Below are 21,278 nucleotides of genomic sequence, written 5' to 3'. Positions count from 1 at the left end.
CACCTGCACCGTCACCCGCCACCGACAACCCGAGCACCACCCGCACCGAGGAGGACACGTGGTCACCGAGCTGCAGAACTGGATCGCCGGCGCGTTCGTCGCCGCCCACGGCACGGGCCGGCTCGACGTCGTGAACCCGGCGACCGAGGAGGTGGTCGCCTCCTCGCCGGTGAGCGACGCCGACGACGTCGACGCGGCGTACGCCGCCGCGGACGCGGCGCGGGCGGGGTGGCGGCGCACGACCCCGAAGGACCGGCAGCGGGCGCTGCTCGCGTGGGCCGACGCGATCGAGGCCGCGGCGGACGAGCTCGTCGAGGCGCAGTGGCGCAACACCGGTCAGCCCCGCGAGGCGATCCGGGTGGAGGAGGTCCTCACCGGCGCGGACCACGTGCGGTTCTTCGCGGGCGCCGCGCGCACGCTCGCAGGTACCGCGGCGGGGGAGTTCATGCCGGGCCACACCTCGTACGTGCGGCGCGAGCCGGTCGGCGTCGTCGGCCAGGTCACGCCGTGGAACTACCCGATCATGATGGCGATCTGGAAGCTCGCCCCGGCGCTGGCGGCGGGCAACACGGTGGTCCTCAAGCCGAGCGACACCACCCCGGAGTCCACGCTCGTCCTCGCCCGCCTCTCGAGCGGGATCCTGCCCGTCGGGGTGCTCAACGTCGTCCTCGGGGACGCCTCCACCGGCGAGCTGCTCACGCGCCACCCCACGCCCGGGCTCGTCGCGATCACCGGATCGGTGCGCGCGGGCCGGGCCGTCGCCGCCGCGGCCGCCGACGGGCCGCGCCGCTCGCACCTCGAGCTCGGCGGCAAGGCGCCGGCCGTGGTGTTCGACGACGTCGAGCTCGCCTCGACCGCTGACGCGCTCGTCGGCGCGGCGTTCTTCAACGCGGGCCAGGACTGCACGGCGGTCACCCGGGTGCTCGTGCAGGAGGGCGTGCACGACGCGCTGGTCGCCGAGCTCGTCCGCGCCAGCGAGGCGCTCGTGGTCTCGTCGACCGACGAGGACGCCCTGTACGGCCCGCTCAACAGCGTGGCGCACCTCGCCAAGGTGACCGGGGTGCTCGCGGACCTCCCGCCGCACGCCCGGGTCGAGACGGGCGGCACCCGGGTCGGGGACGTGGGCTACTTCGTGGCGCCGACGGTCGTCACCGGCGTGCGCCAGGACGACCCGATCGTCCAGGAGGAGACCTTCGGGCCGGTGCTCACGGTGCAGCCGTTCGCCGACGAGGCCGAGGCGCTCGCGCTCGCCAACGGGGTCCGGTACGGGCTCGCGGCATCGGTCTGGACGCGTGACGTGGCGCGTGCCGGCCGGCTCGCGGCCGAGATCGACGCGGGCTGCGTCTGGGTGAACACGCACATCCCGCTCGTCGCCGAGATGCCGCACGGCGGGTTCAAGGACTCCGGGTACGGCAAGGACCTGTCGATCTTCGGGCTCGAGGACTACACCCGGATCAAGCACGTGATGACGGCGATCGAGGACGACGCGTGACGGCTCGCACCGTCCTGGTCACGGGCTTCGAGCCGTTCGGCGGCGCACGGCGCAACCCCTCGTGGGACGTCGCGCAGGCGCTGGCGGGCGACGGCGCCGACGACCAGGTGCCCGGACGCGAGCCCGGTGTGCTCGACACGCGCGTCGTGGCGCGACGGCTGCCCGTGACGTTCGGCGGGGTGCGCCCCGCCCTGGCCGCCGCGATCGCGGAGGTCGAGCCCGCCGTCGTGCTCTCGCTCGGGCTGGCGGCGGGCCGGGGCCGTGTCGAGGTCGAGCGCGTGGCGGTCAACCTCGCGCACGCGCGCATCCCGGACAACGACGGCGCCGCGCCGCGCGAGGAGGCCGTGCGTCCCGGCGGGCCGGACGGCTTCTTCACCCGCCTGCCGGTCGCGCGGATCCTCGCGGACGCCCGGGGGCGCGGCCTCGCCGTCGCCGACTCGCTCACCGCCGGCGCCTACGTGTGCAACGCGACGATGTACCACCTGCTCGACCTCACGGCCGGCTCGGGCGCGGTCGCCGGGTTCGTCCACGTGCCGGCGACCGGCACCGACTCCCTCGCCGACCACGACCCGCTCGCCGCCTCGGTTCCCCTCGTGCCGCTCGACGACGTCGTGGCGGCCGTCCGCGCGGTGCTGGCCAGCACGCTCACTGCGCTCGCCGGGCCCGAGCGGGCGATGCTCGACGCGACCGCTGGAGTGGCCACGTGCTGATCGTCGGGCTCACCGGGGGCATCGCCTCGGGCAAGTCGACGGCGGCGCGCACCCTCGCCGAGCTCGGCGCCGACGTGGTCGACGCCGACGTGCTCGCCCGCGAGGTGCTCGACCCCGGAACGCCCGGACTCGCGGCCGTCGTCGCGCGGTTCGGGTCCGGAGTCCTGGCCGGGGACGGCAGCCTGGACCGCGCCGCGCTCGCTGCCCGCGTGTTCGACGACGTCGCCGCGCGCCGTGATCTCGAGGCGATTGTGCACCCGGCCGTCGGGGCGGCGTTCGAGGAGCGGGTCCGCCGCGCGCGGGAGGACGCCGTCGTGGTGCACGACGTCCCGCTGCTCACCGAGAACGGGCTCGCCCCCCGCTACCACCTCGTCCTCGTGACGTGGGCGCGGCTCGAGGAGCGGGTACGGCGCGCGGTCGAGGAGCGCGGGATGACGCGGGAGGCGGTCCTCGCGCGGGTCGCGGCGCAGGCGTCGGACGAGGAGCGAGCCGCGGTCGCGGACGTCGTGCTGGACACCTCCGAGCCCGTGGCCGCGATGCGCGCCCGGATCGAGCAGCTGTGGCGGGACCGGCTCGTCCCGTACGAGGCGAACGTCCGCCACCGTCGTGCGGTGGAGCACGCGGGTGCCGTCGTGGAGCCCGACGGCGATCGCTGGTCCGCCGCGGCCGCTCGCCTCGTGGCGCGGGTGCGCCGGGCGGGCGGGGAGCTGGTGCACGACGTCGCGCACGTCGGGCTCACGGCCGTCCCCGGGGCGGCGGCCCCGGACGTGATCGAGCTGCAGGTGGGGGTGGCGTCGTGGCGGGACGTCGGGGCGCTGACGCAGCAGCTGGAGCGGGCGGGGTTCCCGCGGGTCGGGGAGTTCCGGCTGCACCACACCCCGGCTGCGCTGCCGGGGTTCGAGGAGGCGGCGCAGGACTGGCTCACCGTGACGCATGGGGCCGCGGACCCGGGTCGCGCCGTCGAGATCGCCGTGCGGCTGACCGGGTCGGCGGGCTGGTTGTGGCCTCTGGCGGCGCGAGACCGGCTGCGGGCCGCGCCGCCCGAGCCGTCGCCGGCCACGACGAGCGCCTCGTTCGCCGAGGTCGCTCCCGTCCTGGCCGACTGGGTGCGTCGTACGCACTGGCGGCCGGCGCCCTGAGGGGCGCCGGCCGCCAGTGCGCGCCGTGCTGACGGAGGTCAGCGGAGCGTGGCCTCGAGGGTGATCGGCACCGCGGCCAGGGCGGCGCTCACGGGGCAGCCCGTCTTGGCGCCGTCGGCGACCGCGAGGAAGTCCTCCTCGGTGATGCCGGGGACCTCGGCCTCGACCGTGAGGACGATCCCGGTGATGCCCTCACCGGCGACGAACGTCACCGCTGCGGACGTCTCGACGCGCGTGGGCGGGGTGCCCTTGCCGGCGAGCTCGTGCGACAGCGCCATCGAGTAGCAGGAGGCGTGCGCGGCGGCGATGAGCTCCTCGGGCGTGGTCGTGGCGCCGGCGCCCTCGGCGCGGGAGTTCCACGCCAGGTCGACGGTGGGGAAGGCGCCGGAGGCGGGGGTGGTGCGACCGGAGCCGCTCAGCAGGTCGCCGTGCCAGACCGTGCTGGCCTCGCTGATCACGGGACGGGGCATGGTGTCTCCCTTCGTGGGGCCGCGGCGCTTCCACGGCACTCCTGGGTGAACCTCGTCCGAGCGCGCGGCATTCCCTCGCGGCCGCGGGTCGCGGTCGCCGCGAGGCGCGCCCGACGGGTGCCCGGCGGCCGGGTGCCCGGGCCCGTCCGGTCGACCCGATCAGCCGATGTCACAGGTGCGACGTACCGTTGCCCGTATGAGACCGGTGACCGACCTGCAGCGCACCGTCGCCCCCTTCGAGGTGGTGTCGGAGTACACGCCGTCCGGCGACCAGCCGACCGCGATCGCCGACCTCACCCAGCGCCTCAAGGCGGGCGAGAAGGACATCGTGCTGCTCGGCGCCACCGGAACGGGCAAGTCGGCCACCACCGCATGGCTGGTGGAGCAGGTGCAGCGGCCCACGCTCGTGATGGCGCCGAACAAGACCCTCGCGGCGCAGCTCGCCACCGAGTTCCGTGAGCTCCTGCCGAACAACGCCGTCGAGTACTTCGTCTCGTACTACGACTACTACCAGCCCGAGGCGTACGTGCCGTCCTCGGACACGTACATCGAGAAGGACTCCTCCATCAACGAGGAGGTCGAGCGGCTGCGTCACTCGGCGACGAACTCGCTGCTCACCCGGCGCGACGTCATCGTCGTGGCGTCGGTCTCGTGCATCTACGGCCTCGGCACCCCCCAGGAGTACGTGGACCGGATGGTGCCGCTGCGCCTCGGGGACACGATCGACCGGGACGACCTGCTGCGCCGCTTCGTCGCGATGCAGTACACCCGCAACGACGCCTCGTTCCAGCGCGGCACGTTCCGCGTGCGCGGGGACACCGTGGAGATCATCCCGGTCTACGAGGAGCTCGCGATCCGCATCGAGCTGTTCGGGGACGAGGTCGAGTCGCTCGCGACGCTGCACCCGCTCACGGGCGACGTCGTGCGCCAGGAGTCGGAGATCTTCCTCTTCCCGGCGACCCACTACGTGGCCGGGCCGGAGCGCATGGAGCGCGCGATCGGCAGCATCGAGGCCGAGCTCGAGGAACGGCTGGCCGAGCTCGAGCGGGGTGGCCGGCTGCTCGAGGCGCAGCGCCTGCGGATGCGCACCACGTACGACATCGAGATGATGCGCCAGATCGGGACGTGCAGCGGCATCGAGAACTACTCGCGGCACATCGACGGACGCGAGGCCGGCACCGCCCCGAACACGCTGCTCGACTACTTCCCCGAGGACTTCCTCCTCGTCATCGACGAGTCGCACCAGACCGTGCCGCAGATCGGGGCGATGTTCGAGGGTGACATGAGCCGCAAGCGCACGCTCGTCGAGCACGGTTTCCGGCTGCCGAGCGCGATGGACAACCGGCCGCTGCGGTGGGAGGAGTTCCTCGAGCGCATCGGCCAGACCGTCTACCTCTCGGCCACACCCGGGGCCTACGAGCTCGGCCAGTCCGACGGCGTGGTCGAGCAGGTCATCCGGCCCACCGGCCTCGTGGACCCCGAGGTCGTCGTCAAGCCCACCAAGGGCCAGATCGACGACCTGCTGGGGGAGATCCGGGAGCGCTCGGAGAAGGACGAGCGCGTGCTCGTCACCACGCTCACCAAGAAGATGGCCGAGGACCTGACGGACTACCTGCTCGAGCGGGGCGTCAAGGTGGCCTACCTGCACTCCGAGGTCGACACGCTGCGGCGGATCGAGCTGCTCCGCGAGCTGCGCACCGGAGTGCACGACGTGCTCGTCGGCATCAACCTGCTCCGCGAGGGCCTCGACCTGCCGGAGGTGTCGCTCGTGGCGATCCTCGACGCGGACAAGGAGGGGTTCCTGCGCTCGGGCACCTCGCTCATCCAGACGATCGGGCGCGCGGCGCGCAACGTGTCGGGCCAGGTGCACATGTACGCCGACAAGATCACCCCGTCGATGGCGCTGGCGATCGAGGAGACGAACCGTCGCCGCGAGAAGCAGGTCGCCTACAACCTCGAGCACGGCATCGACCCCGAGCCGCTGCGCAAGCGCATCATCGACATCACCGACCAGCTCGCCCGGGAGGACGTCGACACGAAGGAGCTGCTCGCGGGCGGCTACCGGCAGGCGGGCGGCAAGAAGGGTGGCGGCCACGGACTGGGCGGCGGGGCCAAGGGATCTGCGGCGCGGGACCGGCTCGCGGGCGCCGCAGCGTCCGACCTCGCGCAGCTCATCCAGGACCTCACCGACCAGATGCACGCCGCGGCCGCCGAGCTGCAGTTCGAGGTGGCAGCGCGGCTGCGGGACGAGATCTCCGACCTCAAGAAGGAGCTGCGGCAGATGGTCGCGGCGACGGCCTGAGGCCGTCCTCGCGGGCCGTCGCGGCGCCAGCGTCGACCACCGCCTGAGATGTGGCGTCCGTCACGCGGACGAGCGGGGAACCGGCGCGACGCCGTCGGGCGTGCGACGTCCACGGGCCGCATGAGCAGTCCGCCCGGCGCCACCGGCGTGCCCGGTTCGTGACACGAGCGCACGTCGTCACCTAGAGTCGCCCCCGAAGGGGAGTACTCCTCAATCGACGGCATCGTCACCACGGCACCCGGCGCAGGGTTCCCGGTGTCGTCGGGCACCCGGCCGGTGGCCGGTGGCCGGAGAAGACCTTCGGTCCCTCAGCAACGGCACCGAAGGGTTCCCCATGGACGTCTCCGTCTGGATCTGGGTCGGCACGCTCGCCGGCATCGTGGCGATGCTCGCCGTCGACCTCTTCGGGCACGTGCGCAAGCCGCACGCCCCCACGCTGCGCGAGGCGGCGATCTGGTCCGGCGCCTACGTGGCGATCGCGCTGCTCTTCGGCCTCTTCGTGCTCTGGATGTGGGGCAGCGGCTTCGCCGCGGAGTACTACGCCGGGTACATCACCGAGAAGTCGCTCTCGGTCGACAACCTCTTCGTGTTCGTCCTCATCATGGCCGCGTTCGCGGTCCCGCGGGAGAACCAGCAGAAGGTGCTGTTCGTCGGCATCATCCTCGCGCTCGTGCTGCGCACCGTCTTCATCCTCATCGGCGCCGAGATCGTCAACAACTGGGCCGCGATCTTCTACCTGTTCGGCGCCTTCCTCATCTGGACGGCGTTCGCGCAGCTGCGGCACACCGAGGAGACCGACGAGAAGAGGGAGACCTGGCTCGTCCGGACCGTGCGTCGGGTGGTGCCGGTCACGGAGGGCTTCCACGGCGACCGGGTGTGGGTGCGGCACGAGGGTCGCTGGCACATCACGCCGATGCTGCTCGTGATGATCGCGATCGGCTCGGCGGACATCCTGTTCGCGATCGACTCGATCCCCGCCATCTTCGGCCTCACCCAGGAGGTCTACCTGATCTTCGCAGCGAACGCGTTCTCGCTGCTGGGTCTGCGCCAGCTGTTCTTCCTCATCGACGGGCTGCTCGACAAGCTCGTCTACCTCAACTACGGCCTCGCCGCGATCCTCGCGTTCATCGGCGTCAAGCTCGTCATCCACGCGCTGCACGAGAACGAGGTGCCGTTCATCAACGGCGGTGAGCACGTCGACGTGATCCCCGAGGTGAGCATCGGGTTCTCGCTCACGTTCATCGTCTCGGTCCTCGTGATCACGACGGTCGCGAGCCTCGTGAAGACCCGTCGGGACGAGCGTGCGCTCGAGGCGGCCGGCGCCGGCACGACCGGGTCGGACACGACGCCCGGGTCGGGCGGCGGCGCGTCGGGCGAGGAGCGGTGACGCAGCTCCCGGGCTGGTTCGAGGTCACGTCGCTCGTCGTCATCCTGGCGATCCTCGTCGTCGACCTGGCCGTGATCGGGCGCCGCCCGCACGTGCCGACCTTCACGGAGAGCGCGCGCTGGGTCGGCGTGTACGTCGGACTCGCGCTCGTGTTCGCGGGCCTCGTGTGGGTGGTCGGCGGGCCGGCGCCGGCGGGGGAGTTCGTCGCGGGCTGGCTCACGGAGTACTCCCTGAGCCTGGACAACCTCTTCGTGTTCGCGCTCATCCTCGGGTCGTTCGCGGTACCACGCGCGCTGCAGCAGGGCGCGCTCATGATCGGCATCCTCATCGCGCTGGTGCTGCGCGCCGCGCTGATCCTCGCCGGCGCCGCGATCATCGACCGCTTCACCGCGGTCTTCTACCTCTTCGGCGCGATCCTCGTGGTGACGGCCGTCTCCATGCTGCGCGCCGACGACGTCGAGGAGTACCGGGAGAACCTCACGATCCGGCTCGTGCGCCGCGTGATGCCGGTGTCGACGGAGTTCGACAGCCGCCGGCTGGTCACGCGGATCGACGGGCGCAAGCTTCTCACCCCGATGGCGCTCGTGATCCTCTCGCTCGGCACGACGGACCTGCTGTTCGCGCTCGACTCGATCCCCGCGATCTTCGGGCTCACGACCGACCCGTTCATCGTGTTCACCACGAACATCTTCGCGCTCATGGGTCTGCGCCAGCTCTACTTCATGCTCGGCGGGCTCATGGAGCGGCTCGCCTACCTCAAGTACGGGCTCGCCGCGGTGCTCGCGTTCATCGGCGTCAAGCTCGTGCTCGAGGCGCTGCACACCAACCGGCTGCCGTTCATCAACCACGGCGAGCCCGTCGGGTGGGCGCCCGAGATCGCCACGTGGGTGTCCCTCGTGGTGATCGCGGGCTGCCTCGGGGTGGCGGGGCTGGTCAGCGTCCTCAAGCCGCCGCGACAGGACGCCCCGGCCTGACGGCTCGCGGCGCTCGCGCTACACGAGGTGCGCGAACACGCCGATCACGGGTGACCACGGGCGCACCCGCACGTCGGCGAGGAGCCCGGCCGCCGCGAACGGGTCACCCGTCAGCAGGTCGCGCGCCGCGGCGTCGTCGGCGGCAACGACGACGAGCAGCGCGCTCGCGCCGCCCTCGAACGGCCCGGAGGCGAGCAGCGCGCCCGTCTCGTGCAGGGCGCGCAGGAACGCGCGGTGCTCGGGCCGGACCGCGTCGCGCTCGGCGGTGCGGTCGTCGTAGGTGTACTCGACGGCGAACACGGGCATGGGGACCTCCTGTGCGGCACGCTGCGGTGCGGATCTGGTGCGGATCTGGTGCGGGTCGGGGTTCGGCTCGGGCGTGGTTGGGTGCGTGGGTGCGGTTCTGAGCGCTGCGGGTCCCAACCTAGCGTCGCCCGCTCACCGGCCCGTCGAACAGATGTGCGACGTGTCGGTGGTCGGACTTACCATGGACGCGTGAATCTCATCGTCTCCGGCGCGCGCGAGCACAACCTGCGGAACGTCTCTATCGACCTCCCGCGTGAGCGCCTGATCGTCTTCACCGGCCTGTCCGGATCCGGCAAGTCCTCCCTGGCGTTCGACACGATCTTCGCCGAGGGGCAGCGGCGCTACGTGGAGTCGCTGTCCTCGTACGCGCGTCAGTTCCTCGGTCAGATGGACAAGCCGGACGTCGACTTCATCGAGGGCCTGTCGCCCGCCGTGTCGATCGACCAGAAGTCGACGAACCGGAACCCGCGCTCGACCGTGGGCACGATCACCGAGGTCTACGACTACCTGCGCCTCCTGTTCGCCCGGGCGGGCACGCAGTTCTGCCCCGTGTGCGGCGAGCGCGTCACGTCGCAGTCCCCGCAGCAGATCGTGGACCGGCTGCTCGAGCTCGACGAGGGCACCCGCTTCCAGGTGCTCGCCCCCGTCATCCGCGGACGCAAGGGCGAGTACGCCGACCTCTTCCGCGAGCTCCAGGGGCAGGGCTTCGCCCGTGCCCGGGTGGACGGCGAGGTCGTCGCGCTGACCGACCCGCCGGTCCTGGAGAAGAAGCTCAAGCACTCGATCGAGGTCGTCGTCGACCGCCTCGTCGTGCGCCCGAACGCGAAGCAGCGCGTCACGGACTCCGTCGAGACGGCGCTGCGGCTGGCGGAGGGCCTGCTCGTCGTCGAGCTCGTCGACCTGCCCGCCGACGACCCCGAGCGCGAGCGGCGGTTCTCCGAGAAGCGTGCCTGCCCGAACGACCATCCGCTCGCGCTCGAGGAGATCGAGCCGCGGACCTTCTCGTTCAACGCGCCCTACGGAGCGTGTCCCGAGTGCACCGGCCTGGGCACCCGCCTCGAGGTGGACCCCGAGCTCGTGGTGCCGGACGAGGAGCTCACGCTCGCCCAGGGCGCGGTCGCGCCGTGGGCGCAGGTGTCGGCTGACTACTTCACACGTCAGCTCGAGGCGCTCGGCGCCCAGCTCGGGTTCGGCGTCGACGTGCCGTGGCGCGCCCTGCCCGACCGCGCGAAGAAGGCGATCCTCTACGGCCAGGACCACGAGGTGCACGTGCGCTACCGCAACCGGTGGGGGCGCGAGCGGCAGTACTCCTCGGGCTTCGAGGGGGCGATCACGTTCGTCCAGCGCCGCCACGCCGAGACCGAGTCGGACTGGTCGAAGGAGCGGTACGAGGGCTTCATGCGCGAGGTCGCCTGCCCGGTGTGCCAGGGTGCGCGGCTCAAGCCCGAGGTCCTGGCGGTGAAGGTTGACGGGCACTCGATCGCGGACGTCTGCGACCTCGCCGTGGACGAGGCCAAGGCGTTCCTCGACCGCGTGCAGCTCGGCCCGCGCGAGCAGGTCGTCGCCGGCGCCGTGCTCAAGGAGATCCACGCCCGCCTGCAGTTCCTGCTCGACGTCGGGCTGGACTACCTCACGCTGTCCCGGCCGTCCGCGACGCTCTCGGGCGGTGAGGCGCAGCGGATCCGGCTCGCGACCCAGATCGGCTCCGGTCTCGTCGGCGTGCTCTACGTGCTGGACGAGCCGAGCATCGGCCTGCACCAGCGGGACAACCGGCGCCTCATCGAGACGCTCGTGCGGCTGCGGGACCTGGGCAACACCCTCATCGTCGTCGAGCACGACGAGGACACGATCCGGACCGCGGACTGGGTCGTCGACATCGGGCCGGGCGCGGGGGAGCACGGCGGCCGCGTGGTGCACTCCGGCGACTACGCGGGGCTGCTCAGCAACGAGGAGTCGCTCACCGGTGCCTACCTGTCCGGCCGGCGCTCCATCCCCGTGCCCACCGTGCGCCGTCCGCGCACGAAGGGCAAGGAGATCACGGTGGTCGGCGCCCGCGAGAACAACCTCAAGAATCTCACTGTGTCCTTCCCGGTGGGGCTGCTCGTCGCCATCACGGGCGTGTCCGGCTCCGGGAAGTCCACCCTCGTCAACTCGATTCTGCACACGGTGCTGGCGAACGAGCTGAACGGCGCGCGCCGCGTCCCCGGCCGCCACAAGCGCGTCACCGGGCTCGAGCACGTCGACAAGGTCGTGCACGTGGACCAGGGCCCGATCGGGCGCACGCCGCGGTCCAACCCGGCGACCTACACCGGCGTCTGGGACCACGTGCGCCGCCTGTTCGCCGAGACCACGGAGGCGAAGGTGCGCGGCTACGCGCCGGGCCGCTTCTCGTTCAACGTCAAGGGTGGTCGGTGCGAGGCGTGCGCCGGCGACGGCACGCTGAAGATCGAGATGAACTTCCTGCCCGACGTGTACGTCCAGTGCGAGGTCTGCCACGGCGCGCGGTACAACCGCGAGACGCTCGAGGTGCACTTCAAGGGCAAGACCGTCGCGGACGTGCTCGACATGCCGATCGCGGAGGCGGCGGACTTCTTCGCGGCGGTGCCCGCGATCGCCCGCCACCTCAACACGCTCGTGGACGTGGGTCTCGGCTACGTGCGCCTCGGCCAGAGCGCGACCACGCTCTCGGGCGGCGAGGCGCAGCGCGTCAAGCTGGCCTCGGAGCTGCAGAAGCGGTCCAGCGGACGCACGGTCTACGTGCTCGACGAGCCCACCACGGGTCTGCACTTCGAGGACGTGCGTCGTCTGCTCGAGGTGCTCCAGGGCCTGGCCGACAAGGGGAACACCGTGCTCGTCATCGAGCACAACCTCGACGTCATCCGCGCGGCCGACTGGGTCATCGACATGGGTCCGGAGGGCGGGTCCGGCGGCGGCACGCTCGTGGCCGAGGGCACCCCGGAGGACGTCGCCCGCGTGCCGGAGAGCCACACCGGTGCCTTCCTGCTGGACCTCCTGCCCGACGGCGAGCGCGCGCGGGCGAGCGCGTGAGCCGCCCGGCATGACCAACCCCGCGAGCTACCGGCCCCGGCCCGGCGAGATCCCCGACGCCCCCGGCGTCTACCGGTTCAGCGACCCCTCGGGCCGGGTCATCTACGTCGGCAAGGCGAAGAGCCTGCGGTCCCGCCTGGCGAACTACTTCGCGGACCTGTCCACACTGCACCCGCGCACGGCCACGATGGTGACCACCGCGAACCGGGTGGAGTGGACCGTGGTGGGCACGGAGGTCGAGGCGCTGAGCCTCGAGTACTCGTGGATCAAGGAGTTCGACCCGCGATTCAACGTCAAGTACCGCGACGACAAGTCCTACCCCTACCTCGCCGTCACGATGGGGGAGGAGATCCCGAGGGTCCAGGTGATGCGCGGCGCCAAGCGGGCCGGCACGCGCTACTTCGGGCCGTACTCGCACGCGTGGGCGATCCGCGAGACCGTCGACCTGCTGCTGCGCGTCTTCCCGATCCGCAGCTGCAGCGCGGGCGTCTTCCGGCGCGCCGCGTCGTCGGGGCGGCCGTGCCTGCTCGGGTACATCGACAAGTGCAGCGCCCCGTGCGTCGGGTCGATCTCGCCGGAGGACCACCGGGCTCTCGCCGAGGACTTCTGCGCCTTCATGGCGGGGGAGACGGCGACGTTCGTGCGCCGGCTCGAGCGGGAGATGGCCTCGGCCGCCGCCGAGCTGGACTTCGAGCGCGCCGCGCGGCTGCGCGACGACCTCGGTGCGCTGCGGCGCGTCGTGGAGAAGAACGCCGTCGTGCTCTCCGACGGTACGGACGCCGACGTGTTCGCCCTCGCGGGCGACGAGCTCGAGGTCTCCGTGCAGGTGTTCCACGTGCGCGGGGGTCGCGTGCGGGGCCAGCGCGGCTGGGTGTCGGAGCGGGTGGAGGACCTCGACGACGCCGCGCTCGTGGAGCGCCTGCTCCTGCAGGTCTACGGCGAGGGTGGGGCGGACGTGCCGCGCGAGGTGCTCGTCCCCGCACTGCCGGAGGACGCGCCCGAGGTCGCGGAGTGGCTGGCGCGCTCGCGCGGCGCCAAGGTGTCGCTGCGCGTCCCGGCCCGCGGCGACAAGCGCGCTCTCGCCGAGACCGTGCGCACGAACGCCGAGGGCGCCCTCGCGCTGCACAAGACGCGCCGGGCCGGCGACCTCACGGCGCGCTCGCGCGCCCTGGCCGACCTGGAGCGCGAGCTCGACCTGCCCACCTCGCCGTTGCGCATCGAGTGCTTCGACATCTCGACCACGCAGGGCTCCCACCAGGTCGGGTCGATGGTTGTGTTCGAGGACGGCGTGCCCCGCAAGAGCGCCTACCGGCACTTCGTCGTGCGCGGCGCGGACGGCACCGGCGCACGGGACGACACCGAGGCGATGCACGAGGTCATCTCGCGCCGGTTCAAGCGGCTCGCCGCGGAGCGAGCGGCCGGGATCGGCGGCAGCGACGCGGTGGACGAGGACGGCATCCCGCTGTCGGGGGCCGTCGACCCCACCACGGGGCGACCGGCGCGGTTCGCGTACGCGCCGCAGCTGCTCGTGGTCGACGGCGGGCCGCCGCAGGTCGCGGCCGCGCAGCGCGCGCTGGACGAGCTCGGCGTCGACGACGTCGCCCTCGTCGGGCTCGCGAAGCGGCTCGAGGAGGTCTGGCTGCCGGGGGAGGAGTTCCCCGTCGTGCTGCCCCGCACGAGCGAGGGCCTCTACCTGCTGCAGCGCGTCCGCGACGAGGCGCACCGGTTCGCCATCACGCACCACCGCAAACGGCGCTCGACGGCGATGACGCGGTCCGTGCTCGACGACGTCCCCGGTCTCGGGCCGGCCAGGCAGCGTGCGCTGCTCGCCGCGTTCCGCTCGGTGCGCGCGCTCGCCGCCGCGACGCCCGACGAGATCGCCGCGGTGCCCGGCATCGGCCCGACACTGGCGCAGGTCGTGCACGAGGCGCTCACCCGACCGGGCGCACCGGCGCTCGACGCGGAAGCACCGGCGCTCGACGCGGGCGCACCAGCCGCGACGGAGGCCGTGGGGGACGATGCAGTGGGGGACGAGGCAGCGGAGCCGAGTGCAGCCGCGGCCCCGCCGCGCGCGGAGGCTGGCATCCTGGAACCATGACGCAGCCCCGTGCCGGCGACCCGCGCGACGCGGCCGGTCCGCCGTCGTCCCTTGACGCGAGCGACCCGATCGGCCCGACCGACCTGAGCGACCCGAGCGCCGCCACCCCGGCGCCGGGCGACCCGCAGGCGCCGCCCACTGTCCCGACCGGGATCCCGCTGCTCGAGGCGAGCACGGCAGCGCCGGTCGCGCAGCGCAGCGAGGTGCTGCTGATCACGGGGATGTCGGGAGCCGGCCGGACGCGCGCGGCCGCGGTGCTCGAGGACCTCGACTGGTACGTCGTGGACAACCTCCCGCCGCGGCTGCTGGCGCCGCTGGTGGGGATGATGTCCCCGACCGGGGGTGTCCGCCGGCTCGCGGCGGTCGTGGACGCGCGCGGCAAGGAGTTCTTCAGCGAGCTCTCCGCCGTCATCGACGCGTTCCGCGCGCAGGGCATCGAGTACCGCATCGTCTTCCTCGACGCGGACGACGCGACGCTGGTGCGGCGGTTCGAGTCGGTCCGTCGACCGCACCCGCTGCAGGGCGAGGGGCGGATCCTCGACGGGATCGCCGCCGAGCGCGCCCTCACCGACCACCTGCGCCGGCGTGCCGACGTCTACCTCGACACGAGCACGCTCACGGTCCACCAGCTCGCCGCGCAGGTGCGTTCCGTGGTCGCGGGGGAGGGCGAGCGCCCGATCCAGGTGAGCATCGTGTCCTTCGGGTTCAAGTACGGCCTCCCGCTCGACGCCGACCACGTCGTCGACGTGCGGTTCCTCGCCAACCCGTACTGGGTCACCGAGCTGCGCCACCTCACCGGCCAGGACGCCCCGGTCGCGAACTACGTGCTCGGGCTGCCCGGTGCGCAGGAGTTCATCGAGGGGTACGCCAACCTGCTGGAGCCCGTCCTCACCGGCTACCTCAGCGAGCAGAAGCACTACCTGACGATCGCCGTCGGCTGCACGGGCGGCAAGCACCGCTCGGTGGCGATGTCGATCCGCCTCGGCGAGCTGCTGCGCGCCCGGGGACTCTCCGTCCGCACCCTGCACCGCGACCTCGGGCGGGAGTGAGCGCGATGGTGGCTCTGGACCCCCTGCGGCCCGACCCGCAGCGCCTCGTCGCGCTCGGCGGCGGTCACGGGCTCGCCGCGTCGCTGCTCGCGCTGCGGCACCTCACGCCCGAGCTCACGGCCGTCGTCACGGTCGCCGACGACGGCGGCTCCTCGGGCCGGCTGCGCGGCGAGATGGGCATCCTCCCGCCCGGCGACCTGCGGATGGCGCTCGCCGCGCTGTGCGACGACACCCCCCGCGGCCGCGCGTGGCACGACCTGCTCCAGCACCGGTTCACCTCCCGCGGGGAGCTCGACGCGCACTCGCTCGGCAACCTCGTCCTCGCCGGTGCGTGGGCGCAGACGGGTTCCGTGGTGGCCGGCCTCGACCTGCTCGCCGACCTCGTCGGCGCTCGAGGGCGGGTCCTCCCGATGGCGGCGGAGCCGCTCGTCATCGAGGCGGACGTCGTGCGCACCGGGCAGCCCGACCTCGTGGTCCGCGGCCAGAGCCGGGTCGCGGTGACGAGCGGCCGCGTCTCGCGCGTACGCCTCCTGCCCGAGGATCCCGAGATGTGCCCCGAGACGCTCGCGGCGATCCGGGCCGCGGACTGGGTCGTGCTCGGTCCCGGCTCCTGGTACACCTCGGTCCTGCCGCACCTCCAGGTCGCGCCGCTGCGCGCCGCGCTGCACGACGCCGCCCACCTCGCCCTCACACTCAACCTGCAGCAGCAGGAGGGGGAGACGGACGGCTTCACGGCGGCCGACCACGTGCGCGTCCTGCGCGATGTCGACCCCGACCTGCGGCTCGACGTCGTGATCGCGGACCCGGCGTGGGTCGACGACGTCACGGCGCTCGAGCAGGTCGCCGACGAGCTCGGCGCACGGCTCCTGCTGCGCCAGGTCCGCGCCGACGACGGCACGCCGCGGCACGACCCGATGCGCCTCGCCGCGGCCTACCGCGACGCGTTCGCCGGCACGTGGGGTGACGTCGGACCGGAGGCGGAGGCCCGGCTCGGCAGCGATCCCGCGCGAGCGAGAGCTGCCGGGGCGAGCGCCGTCACGGGCGCGGGCGCGAGCCCCGCCGCGCCCGTCCACGCGCACCCCGGCTCACCCGCCCGGGACCGGGGCTGAGGCCCGTGCGCACGGTGGTGACCCGCGCGCCCGGCTCGGCCCGCGCGGACGGGCGGGGCCGGGAAGCGCGCCGCGTGGGCATCCGTTCGATGGCAGGATGTCCCGCATGTCTCTGACCGCTGCCGTGAAGGACGAACTGGCCAGAGTCCGCGTCGACCGCACCTCCAGCCGCAAGGCCGAGGTCTCGGCGACGCTCCGGTTCGCCGGTGGCCTGCACATCATCTCGGGCCGGATCGTCATCGAGGCCGAGCTCGACAACGCGGCCGCGGCGCGCCGGCTCCGGGTCGCCATCGCCGAGGTCTTCGGCCACGCGAGCGACATCATCGTGGTCTCCGGCGGTGCCCTGCGGAAGGGCAACCGCTACGTCGTCCGGGTGGTGCGCGACGGCGAGGCGCTCGCCCGGCAGACCGGCCTCCTCGACGGCCGTGGTCGCCCCGTCCGCGGGCTGCCGCCGCAGGTCGTCTCGGCGAGCGTCGCCGACACCGTCGCGGCGTGGCGCGGCGCGTTCCTCGCGCACGGCAGCCTCACCGAGCCCGGCCGGTCCGCGGCGCTCGAGGTGACCTGCCCGGGCCCCGAGGCCGCACTCGCTCTTGTCGGCGCCGCCCGCAGGCTCGGGCTCTCGGCCAAGGCGCGCGAGGTGCGCGGGGTGGACCGCGTCGTGGTGCGCGACGGGGACGCGATCTCCGCGCTGCTCACCCGGATGGGCGCGCACGACGCCGTGCTCGCGTGGGAGGAGCGGCGGATGCGCCGGGAGGTGCGCGGCACCGCGAACCGGCTGGCCAACTTCGACGACGCCAATCTGCGTCGCTCGGCCCGCGCCGCGGTGGCCGCGAGCGCCAGGGTGCAGCGCGCGTTCGAGATCCTCGGTGAGGAAGTGCCCGAGCATCTCGTCGAGGCCGGTCGGCTGCGCCTGGAGCACCGCGAGGCCTCCCTGGAGGAGCTCGGCCAGTACTCCGACCCGCCGCTGACGAAGGACGCCGTCGCCGGCCGGATCCGGCGCCTGCTCGCCACCGCCGACAAGCGCGCCGCCGAGCTCGGCATCCCGGACACCGAGAGCATCCTCACGCCGGAGATGCTTGACCTCTGAGTGACCTCGAGGTGACTCCGGCATGGATGTTCGGGGTCGCGTCGGTGACCCCCTCGGCACGTCTCGCGCACCGGTCTGCGGGCACTTGGTCCCCCGTAGGCGGGCAGGTGACCGTAGTAGTGTCGTCGGTGGAGAAACGGGGACGACCCCCTCCGCGCACCCCTGGGTGCGCCACCGGACGAGTGCGTGCATCGGCACGCTTGGAGGACTCATCGTGACCATCCGCGTCGGGATCAACGGGTTCGGCCGTATCGGCCGCAACTTCTACCGCGCCATCCTCGCCTCGGGCGCCGACATCGAGGTCGTCGGCGTCAACGACCTCACCGACAACCACACCCTCGCGCACCTGCTGAAGTACGACACCGTGCTCGGCGTGCTGCCCAAGTCGGTCAGCTACGACGACGAGAACATCATCGTCGACGGCAAGGCCATCCGCGCTCTCGAGGAGCGCGACCCCGCCAACCTGCCGTGGGACGAGCTGGGCGCCGACATCGTCATCGAGTCCACGGGCTTCTTCACGGACGCCACCAAGGCGAAGGCGCACATCGACGCCGGCGCCAAGAAGGTCATCATCTCCGCCCCGGCGAAGAACGAGGACGGGACGTTCGTCGTCGGCGTGAACCACACCGACTACGACCCCGAGACGCAGCACATCATCTCGAACGCGTCCTGCACCACGAACTGCCTCGCGCCGGTCGCGAAGGCCCTCAACGACGCCATCGGCATCGAGAAGGGCCTCATGACGACGATTCACGCCTACACGGGTGACCAGAACCTGCAGGACGGCCCGCACCGCGACCTGCGTCGCGCCCGCGCCGCCGCGCAGAACATCGTCCCGACCACGACCGGCGCCGCGAAGGCCGTCGCGCTGGTGCTGCCCGAGCTCAAGGGCAAGCTGGACGGCTTCGCGCTCCGCGTGCCGACCATCACCGGCTCGGCGACCGACCTCACCTTCGTGGCCGGCAAGGACGTCACGGTGGACGAGGTCAACGCTGCGGTGAAGGCCGCGGCCGAGGGTCCGCTCGCCGGCACGCTCGAGTACACCGAGGACGAGATCGTCTCCTCGGACATCGTCACCAACCCGCACCAGAGCATCTTCGACGCCAAGCTCACCAAGGTCAGCAACGGCAACCTCGTGAAGATCATCGCCTGGTACGACAACGAGTGGGGCTACTCCAGCAGCCTCGTCAAGCTCACCGAGTACGTCGGCAGCAAGCTCTGACGTTCCCGATGTGACGCGAAGGCCCGCATCCGTGTCCGGTTCCCGGATGCGGATGCGGGCCTTCGCTCGTCACAACCCCCCGATCCACCCTCGACGATCCGCCCGCCCCGCGGGCACGGAGGAGCACCAGTGAAGACACTCGCCGACCTCGGCGACCTGCGCGGCAAGACCGTGCTGGTCCGGTCCGACTTCAACGTGCCGCTGGACGGCACGACCATCACCGACGACGGCCGGATCCGCGCCGCGCTGCCCACGCTCAAGGCCCTGCTCGACGGCGGAGCGAAGGTCGTCGTGACGGCCCACCTCGGTCGTCCCAAGGGCGCCCCCGAGGCCAAGTACTCCCTGGCCCCGGTCGCCGCCCGCCTGGGCGAGCTGCTCGGGCAGGACGTCACGCTGGCCGACGACCTCGTCGGCGAGAGCGCCAAGGCCACGGTCGCCGCACTGACCGACGGCAGCGTCGCGCTGCTGGAGAACGTGCGCTTCGACGCCCGCGAGACCTCGAAGGTCGACGCCGAGCGTGCGGAGCTCGCGGGCGAGCTCGCCGCCCTCGGCGGCGGTGTCGACGCGTTCGTGTCCGACGGCTTCGGCGTCGTGCACCGCAAGCAGGCGAGCGTCTACGACGTCGCGCAGATCCTCCCGCACGCCGCCGGCAGCCTCGTGCAGGGCGAGGTCGAGGCGCTCGACAAGGCGATCACCGACCCCGAGCGGCCCTACACGGTCGTGCTCGGCGGGTCCAAGGTCTCGGACAAGCTCGGCGTCATCGCCAACCTCCTGGAGAAGGCCGACACTCTCGTGATCGGCGGCGGCATGCTCTTCACCTTCCTCGCGGCCCAGGGTCACGAGGTCGGCAAGTCGCTGCTCGAGGCGGACCAGATCGACACGGTCAAGGGCTACCTCGCTCGCGCGCAGGAGAAGGGCACGACGATCCTGCTGCCGACGGACGTTGTGGCCGCCGAGGCGTTCGCCGCCGACGCCGCGCACGAGGTCGTCCCCGCCGACGCCATCCCGGCCGACTCGATCGGCCTGGACATCGGCCCGGACTCCGCCAAGGCGTTCGCCGACGCGATCACCGCGAGCCGGACCGTCGTGTGGAACGGCCCCATGGGCGTGTTCGAGTTCGAGGCGTTCTCGGGCGGCACCCGCGCCGTCGCGCAGGCCCTCGTCGACGCGACCGCCGCCGGCGCCTTCACGATCGTCGGCGGTGGCGACTCCGCCGCCGCCGTCCGCACGCTCGGCTTCGACGAGGCCGGGTTCAGCCACATCTCGACCGGTGGTGGTGCGTCGCTCGAGCTGCTCGAGGGCAAGACCCTGCCCGGACTCGCCGTTCTGGAGGCATGACCGTGACGTACGACTCCCCGCGCACCCCCCTCATGGTGGGCAACTGGAAGCTCAACCTGGACCACCTCCAGGCGATCGACCTCGTCCAGAAGCTCGCCTGGACCCTCGCCGACGCCAAGCACGACTACGACCTCACCGAGGTCGTCGTCGCGCCGTCGTTCACGAGCCTGCGCTCGGTGCAGACCCTCGTCGACGGCGACAAGCTGTCGATCCGCTACGCCTCGCAGGACGTCTCGTCGCACTCCTCGGGTGCGTACACGGGCGAGGTGTCCGCCGAGCAGCTCGCCAAGCTCGGCGTCAGCTACGCGATCATCGGGCACTCCGAGCGCCGCCAGTACCACGGCGAGGCCGAGGAGCTCATCAACGCCAAGGTCGCCGCGGCGCTCGGGGCGGGCATCGCGCCGATCGTGTGCGTGGGCGAGTCGCTCGAGGTGCGCCACGCCAAGGGTCACGTCCCGCTCACGCTCGGCCACGTCGACGGCGCCCTCGCGGGCCTCACCAGCGAGCAGGCGAGCCAGGTCGTCATCGCGTACGAGCCGGTGTGGGCGATCGGGACCGGTGAGGTCGCCACGCCCGAGGACGCGCAGGAGATGGCCGAGGCGATCCGCGCGCGGATCGCCGAGACCTTCGACTCGGGCGTCGCGAACGGGATGCGCATCCTGTACGGCGGCTCGGTCAAGGCGGACAACGTCGCGGCGATCATGGCGAAGCCCGACGTCGACGGCGCCCTCGTGGGCGGGGCGAGCCTCGTGCTCGACCAGTTCTCCGCGATCGCACGGTTCCGTCAGCTCTGACCCACCCGACCGGCCGGGCGGGCGCACCTGCGCCCGCCCGGCCGGTTATCCTTGTCCGGGTCCCGTCCGACACGGGGCCGGAACAGCCACGGAAGGAGCGCCCGCGTGGACGCGCTGCGCATCGGACTCCAGGTGATCCTCGTCCTCACGAGCATCGTCCTGGTCCTCACGATCCTCATGCACAAGGGCAAGGGCGGGGGGATGTCCGACATGTTCGGCGGCGGTCTGTCCTCGAGCATGAGCTCCTCGGGGGTCGCCGAGCGCAACCTCAACCGGATCACCATCGGCACCGCGGTCCTCTGGGGCACCGCGATCGTGCTGCTGGGGCTCATCGAGAAGTTCGCGGTCTGAGGGAGAGGACACCATGGCTGGAGGAAGTGCCATTCGTGGCTCGCGCGTCGGTGCGGGCCCCATGGGCGAGGCCGAGCGCGGCGAGGCGGCCCCCCGGGTCTGGGTCTCGTACTGGTGCGCGTCGGGCCACGAGACCCGGCCGAGCTTCGCCGAGGAGGCGGGCAACCTGCCGCCGGAGACGTGGGACTGCCCGCGCTGCGGCCTGCCCGCCGGGCAGGACCCCGCGAACCCGCCGTCGCCGCCCAAGAACGAGCCGTACAAGACGCACCTTGCCTACGTGAAGGAGCGCCGCAGCGACGAGGAGGGCGCCGAGCTCCTCGAGGAGGCCCTGCAGGCCCTGCGCGAGCGCCGCGGCACCACGCGCTGAGGTCCTGAGCCGGCCGCGATCGCACGCGTGCGGCG

18 protein-coding genes are annotated in these 21,278 nt (G+C 72.6%); 16 read left to right on the top strand and 2 right to left on the bottom strand.

Annotation, left to right across the window (positions count from 1 at the left end; all coding sequences use genetic code 11):
• Nucleotides 1-58 precede the first annotated feature (58 nt).
• From FH969_RS01270 to coaE, 3 genes are read left to right on the top strand one after another with little or no spacing between them, the layout of a single operon-like run.
• Complete coding sequence (locus tag FH969_RS01270; protein ID WP_139985577.1) at nucleotides 59-1,492, top strand: aminobutyraldehyde dehydrogenase; 1,434 nt, start codon at nucleotides 59-61, stop codon at nucleotides 1,490-1,492.
• The gene (locus tag FH969_RS01265; protein ID WP_108717316.1) at nucleotides 1,489-2,202 is read left to right on the top strand and encodes a pyroglutamyl-peptidase I; all 714 of its coding nucleotides are present in this window, start codon (nucleotides 1,489-1,491) and stop codon (nucleotides 2,200-2,202) included. Before FH969_RS01270 ends, FH969_RS01265 begins: the two co-directional genes overlap by 4 nt.
• On the top strand, nucleotides 2,196-3,341 hold the full coding sequence (coaE, locus tag FH969_RS01260) for a dephospho-CoA kinase (RefSeq protein ID WP_108717317.1): 1,146 nt from the start codon (nucleotides 2,196-2,198) through the stop codon (nucleotides 3,339-3,341). Before FH969_RS01265 ends, coaE begins: the two co-directional genes overlap by 7 nt.
• 38 nt (nucleotides 3,342-3,379) lie before the next feature.
• On the opposite strand, the gene FH969_RS01255 is transcribed toward coaE, so the two are convergent.
• Complete coding sequence (locus FH969_RS01255) at nucleotides 3,380-3,811, bottom strand: OsmC family peroxiredoxin (protein WP_108719844.1); 432 nt, start codon at nucleotides 3,809-3,811, stop codon at nucleotides 3,380-3,382.
• A gap of 196 nt (nucleotides 3,812-4,007) precedes the next feature.
• Here FH969_RS01255 and uvrB point away from each other — a divergent pair, with 196 nt between their 5' ends.
• The 3 genes from uvrB to FH969_RS01240 all read left to right on the top strand — a co-directional run bounded on the left by uvrB (nucleotide 4,008) and on the right by FH969_RS01240 (nucleotide 8,474).
• On the top strand, nucleotides 4,008-6,113 hold the full coding sequence (gene uvrB / locus FH969_RS01250; RefSeq protein WP_108717318.1) for an excinuclease ABC subunit UvrB: 2,106 nt from the start codon (nucleotides 4,008-4,010) through the stop codon (nucleotides 6,111-6,113).
• A gap of 334 nt (nucleotides 6,114-6,447) precedes the next feature.
• Nucleotides 6,448-7,500 carry a TerC family protein gene (locus tag FH969_RS01245; RefSeq protein WP_139985576.1) on the top strand — a complete coding sequence of 351 codons (1,053 nt, stop codon included), beginning with the start codon at nucleotides 6,448-6,450 and terminating at the stop codon, nucleotides 7,498-7,500.
• Nucleotides 7,497-8,474, top strand: a complete 978-nt coding sequence (locus tag FH969_RS01240) for a TerC/Alx family metal homeostasis membrane protein (RefSeq protein WP_139985575.1) — start codon at nucleotides 7,497-7,499, stop codon at nucleotides 8,472-8,474. The genes FH969_RS01245 and FH969_RS01240 overlap by 4 nt, the downstream gene beginning before the upstream one ends.
• Nucleotides 8,475-8,492: 18 nt before the next feature.
• Here FH969_RS01240 and FH969_RS01235 read toward each other — a convergent pair whose 3' ends face one another.
• On the bottom strand, nucleotides 8,493-8,780 hold the full coding sequence (locus tag FH969_RS01235; protein ID WP_139985574.1) for a YciI family protein: 288 nt from the start codon (nucleotides 8,778-8,780) through the stop codon (nucleotides 8,493-8,495).
• Nucleotides 8,781-8,933: 153 nt separating this feature from the next.
• On the opposite strand from FH969_RS01235, the gene uvrA reads away from it, so the two are divergent.
• The 10 genes from uvrA to FH969_RS01185 all read left to right on the top strand — a co-directional run bounded on the left by uvrA (nucleotide 8,934) and on the right by FH969_RS01185 (nucleotide 21,243).
• Complete coding sequence (gene uvrA, locus FH969_RS01230; RefSeq protein ID WP_139985572.1) at nucleotides 8,934-11,828, top strand: excinuclease ABC subunit UvrA; 2,895 nt, start codon at nucleotides 8,934-8,936, stop codon at nucleotides 11,826-11,828.
• A gap of 10 nt (nucleotides 11,829-11,838) precedes the next feature.
• Nucleotides 11,839-13,926 (top strand): excinuclease ABC subunit UvrC, encoded by a 2,088-nt coding sequence (gene uvrC / locus FH969_RS01225; RefSeq protein ID WP_139985570.1) that lies wholly within the window; start codon nucleotides 11,839-11,841, stop codon nucleotides 13,924-13,926.
• A complete protein-coding gene (gene rapZ / locus FH969_RS01220; protein WP_139985568.1) occupies nucleotides 13,923-14,975 on the top strand; it encodes an RNase adapter RapZ in 1,053 nt (350 codons plus the stop codon). Before uvrC ends, rapZ begins: the two co-directional genes overlap by 4 nt.
• Before the next feature lie 5 nt (nucleotides 14,976-14,980).
• A complete protein-coding gene (locus FH969_RS01215; protein ID WP_139985566.1) occupies nucleotides 14,981-16,084 on the top strand; it encodes a gluconeogenesis factor YvcK family protein in 1,104 nt (367 codons plus the stop codon).
• Nucleotides 16,085-16,190: 106 nt separating this feature from the next.
• A complete protein-coding gene (gene whiA, locus FH969_RS01210; RefSeq protein ID WP_108717326.1) occupies nucleotides 16,191-17,171 on the top strand; it encodes a DNA-binding protein WhiA in 981 nt (326 codons plus the stop codon).
• A 214-nt stretch (nucleotides 17,172-17,385) separates the two neighbouring features.
• Nucleotides 17,386-18,393, top strand: a complete 1,008-nt coding sequence (gene gap, locus FH969_RS01205; protein ID WP_139985564.1) for a type I glyceraldehyde-3-phosphate dehydrogenase — start codon at nucleotides 17,386-17,388, stop codon at nucleotides 18,391-18,393.
• A 129-nt stretch (nucleotides 18,394-18,522) separates the two neighbouring features.
• On the top strand, nucleotides 18,523-19,731 hold the full coding sequence (locus FH969_RS01200) for a phosphoglycerate kinase (RefSeq protein WP_108717328.1): 1,209 nt from the start codon (nucleotides 18,523-18,525) through the stop codon (nucleotides 19,729-19,731).
• Nucleotides 19,728-20,525: a triose-phosphate isomerase gene (gene tpiA / locus FH969_RS01195; RefSeq protein ID WP_218975227.1), complete on the top strand. Its 798-nt coding sequence runs from the start codon at nucleotides 19,728-19,730 to the stop codon at nucleotides 20,523-20,525. Before FH969_RS01200 ends, tpiA begins: the two co-directional genes overlap by 4 nt.
• Nucleotides 20,526-20,630: 105 nt before the next feature.
• Entirely contained in the window at nucleotides 20,631-20,876 is a 246-nt protein-coding gene (gene secG, locus FH969_RS01190) for a preprotein translocase subunit SecG (protein ID WP_108717329.1), read from the top strand.
• 13 nt (nucleotides 20,877-20,889) lie between these two features.
• On the top strand, nucleotides 20,890-21,243 hold the full coding sequence (locus FH969_RS01185; RefSeq protein WP_108717330.1) for an RNA polymerase-binding protein RbpA: 354 nt from the start codon (nucleotides 20,890-20,892) through the stop codon (nucleotides 21,241-21,243).
• Nucleotides 21,244-21,278: the final 35 nt, after the last annotated feature.

The sequence above is a fragment of the Miniimonas arenae genome (assembly GCF_006351005.1).
Classification (GTDB): domain Bacteria; phylum Actinomycetota; class Actinomycetes; order Actinomycetales; family Beutenbergiaceae; genus Miniimonas; species Miniimonas arenae.
This window is presented reverse-complemented; position numbering and strand designations above follow the sequence as displayed.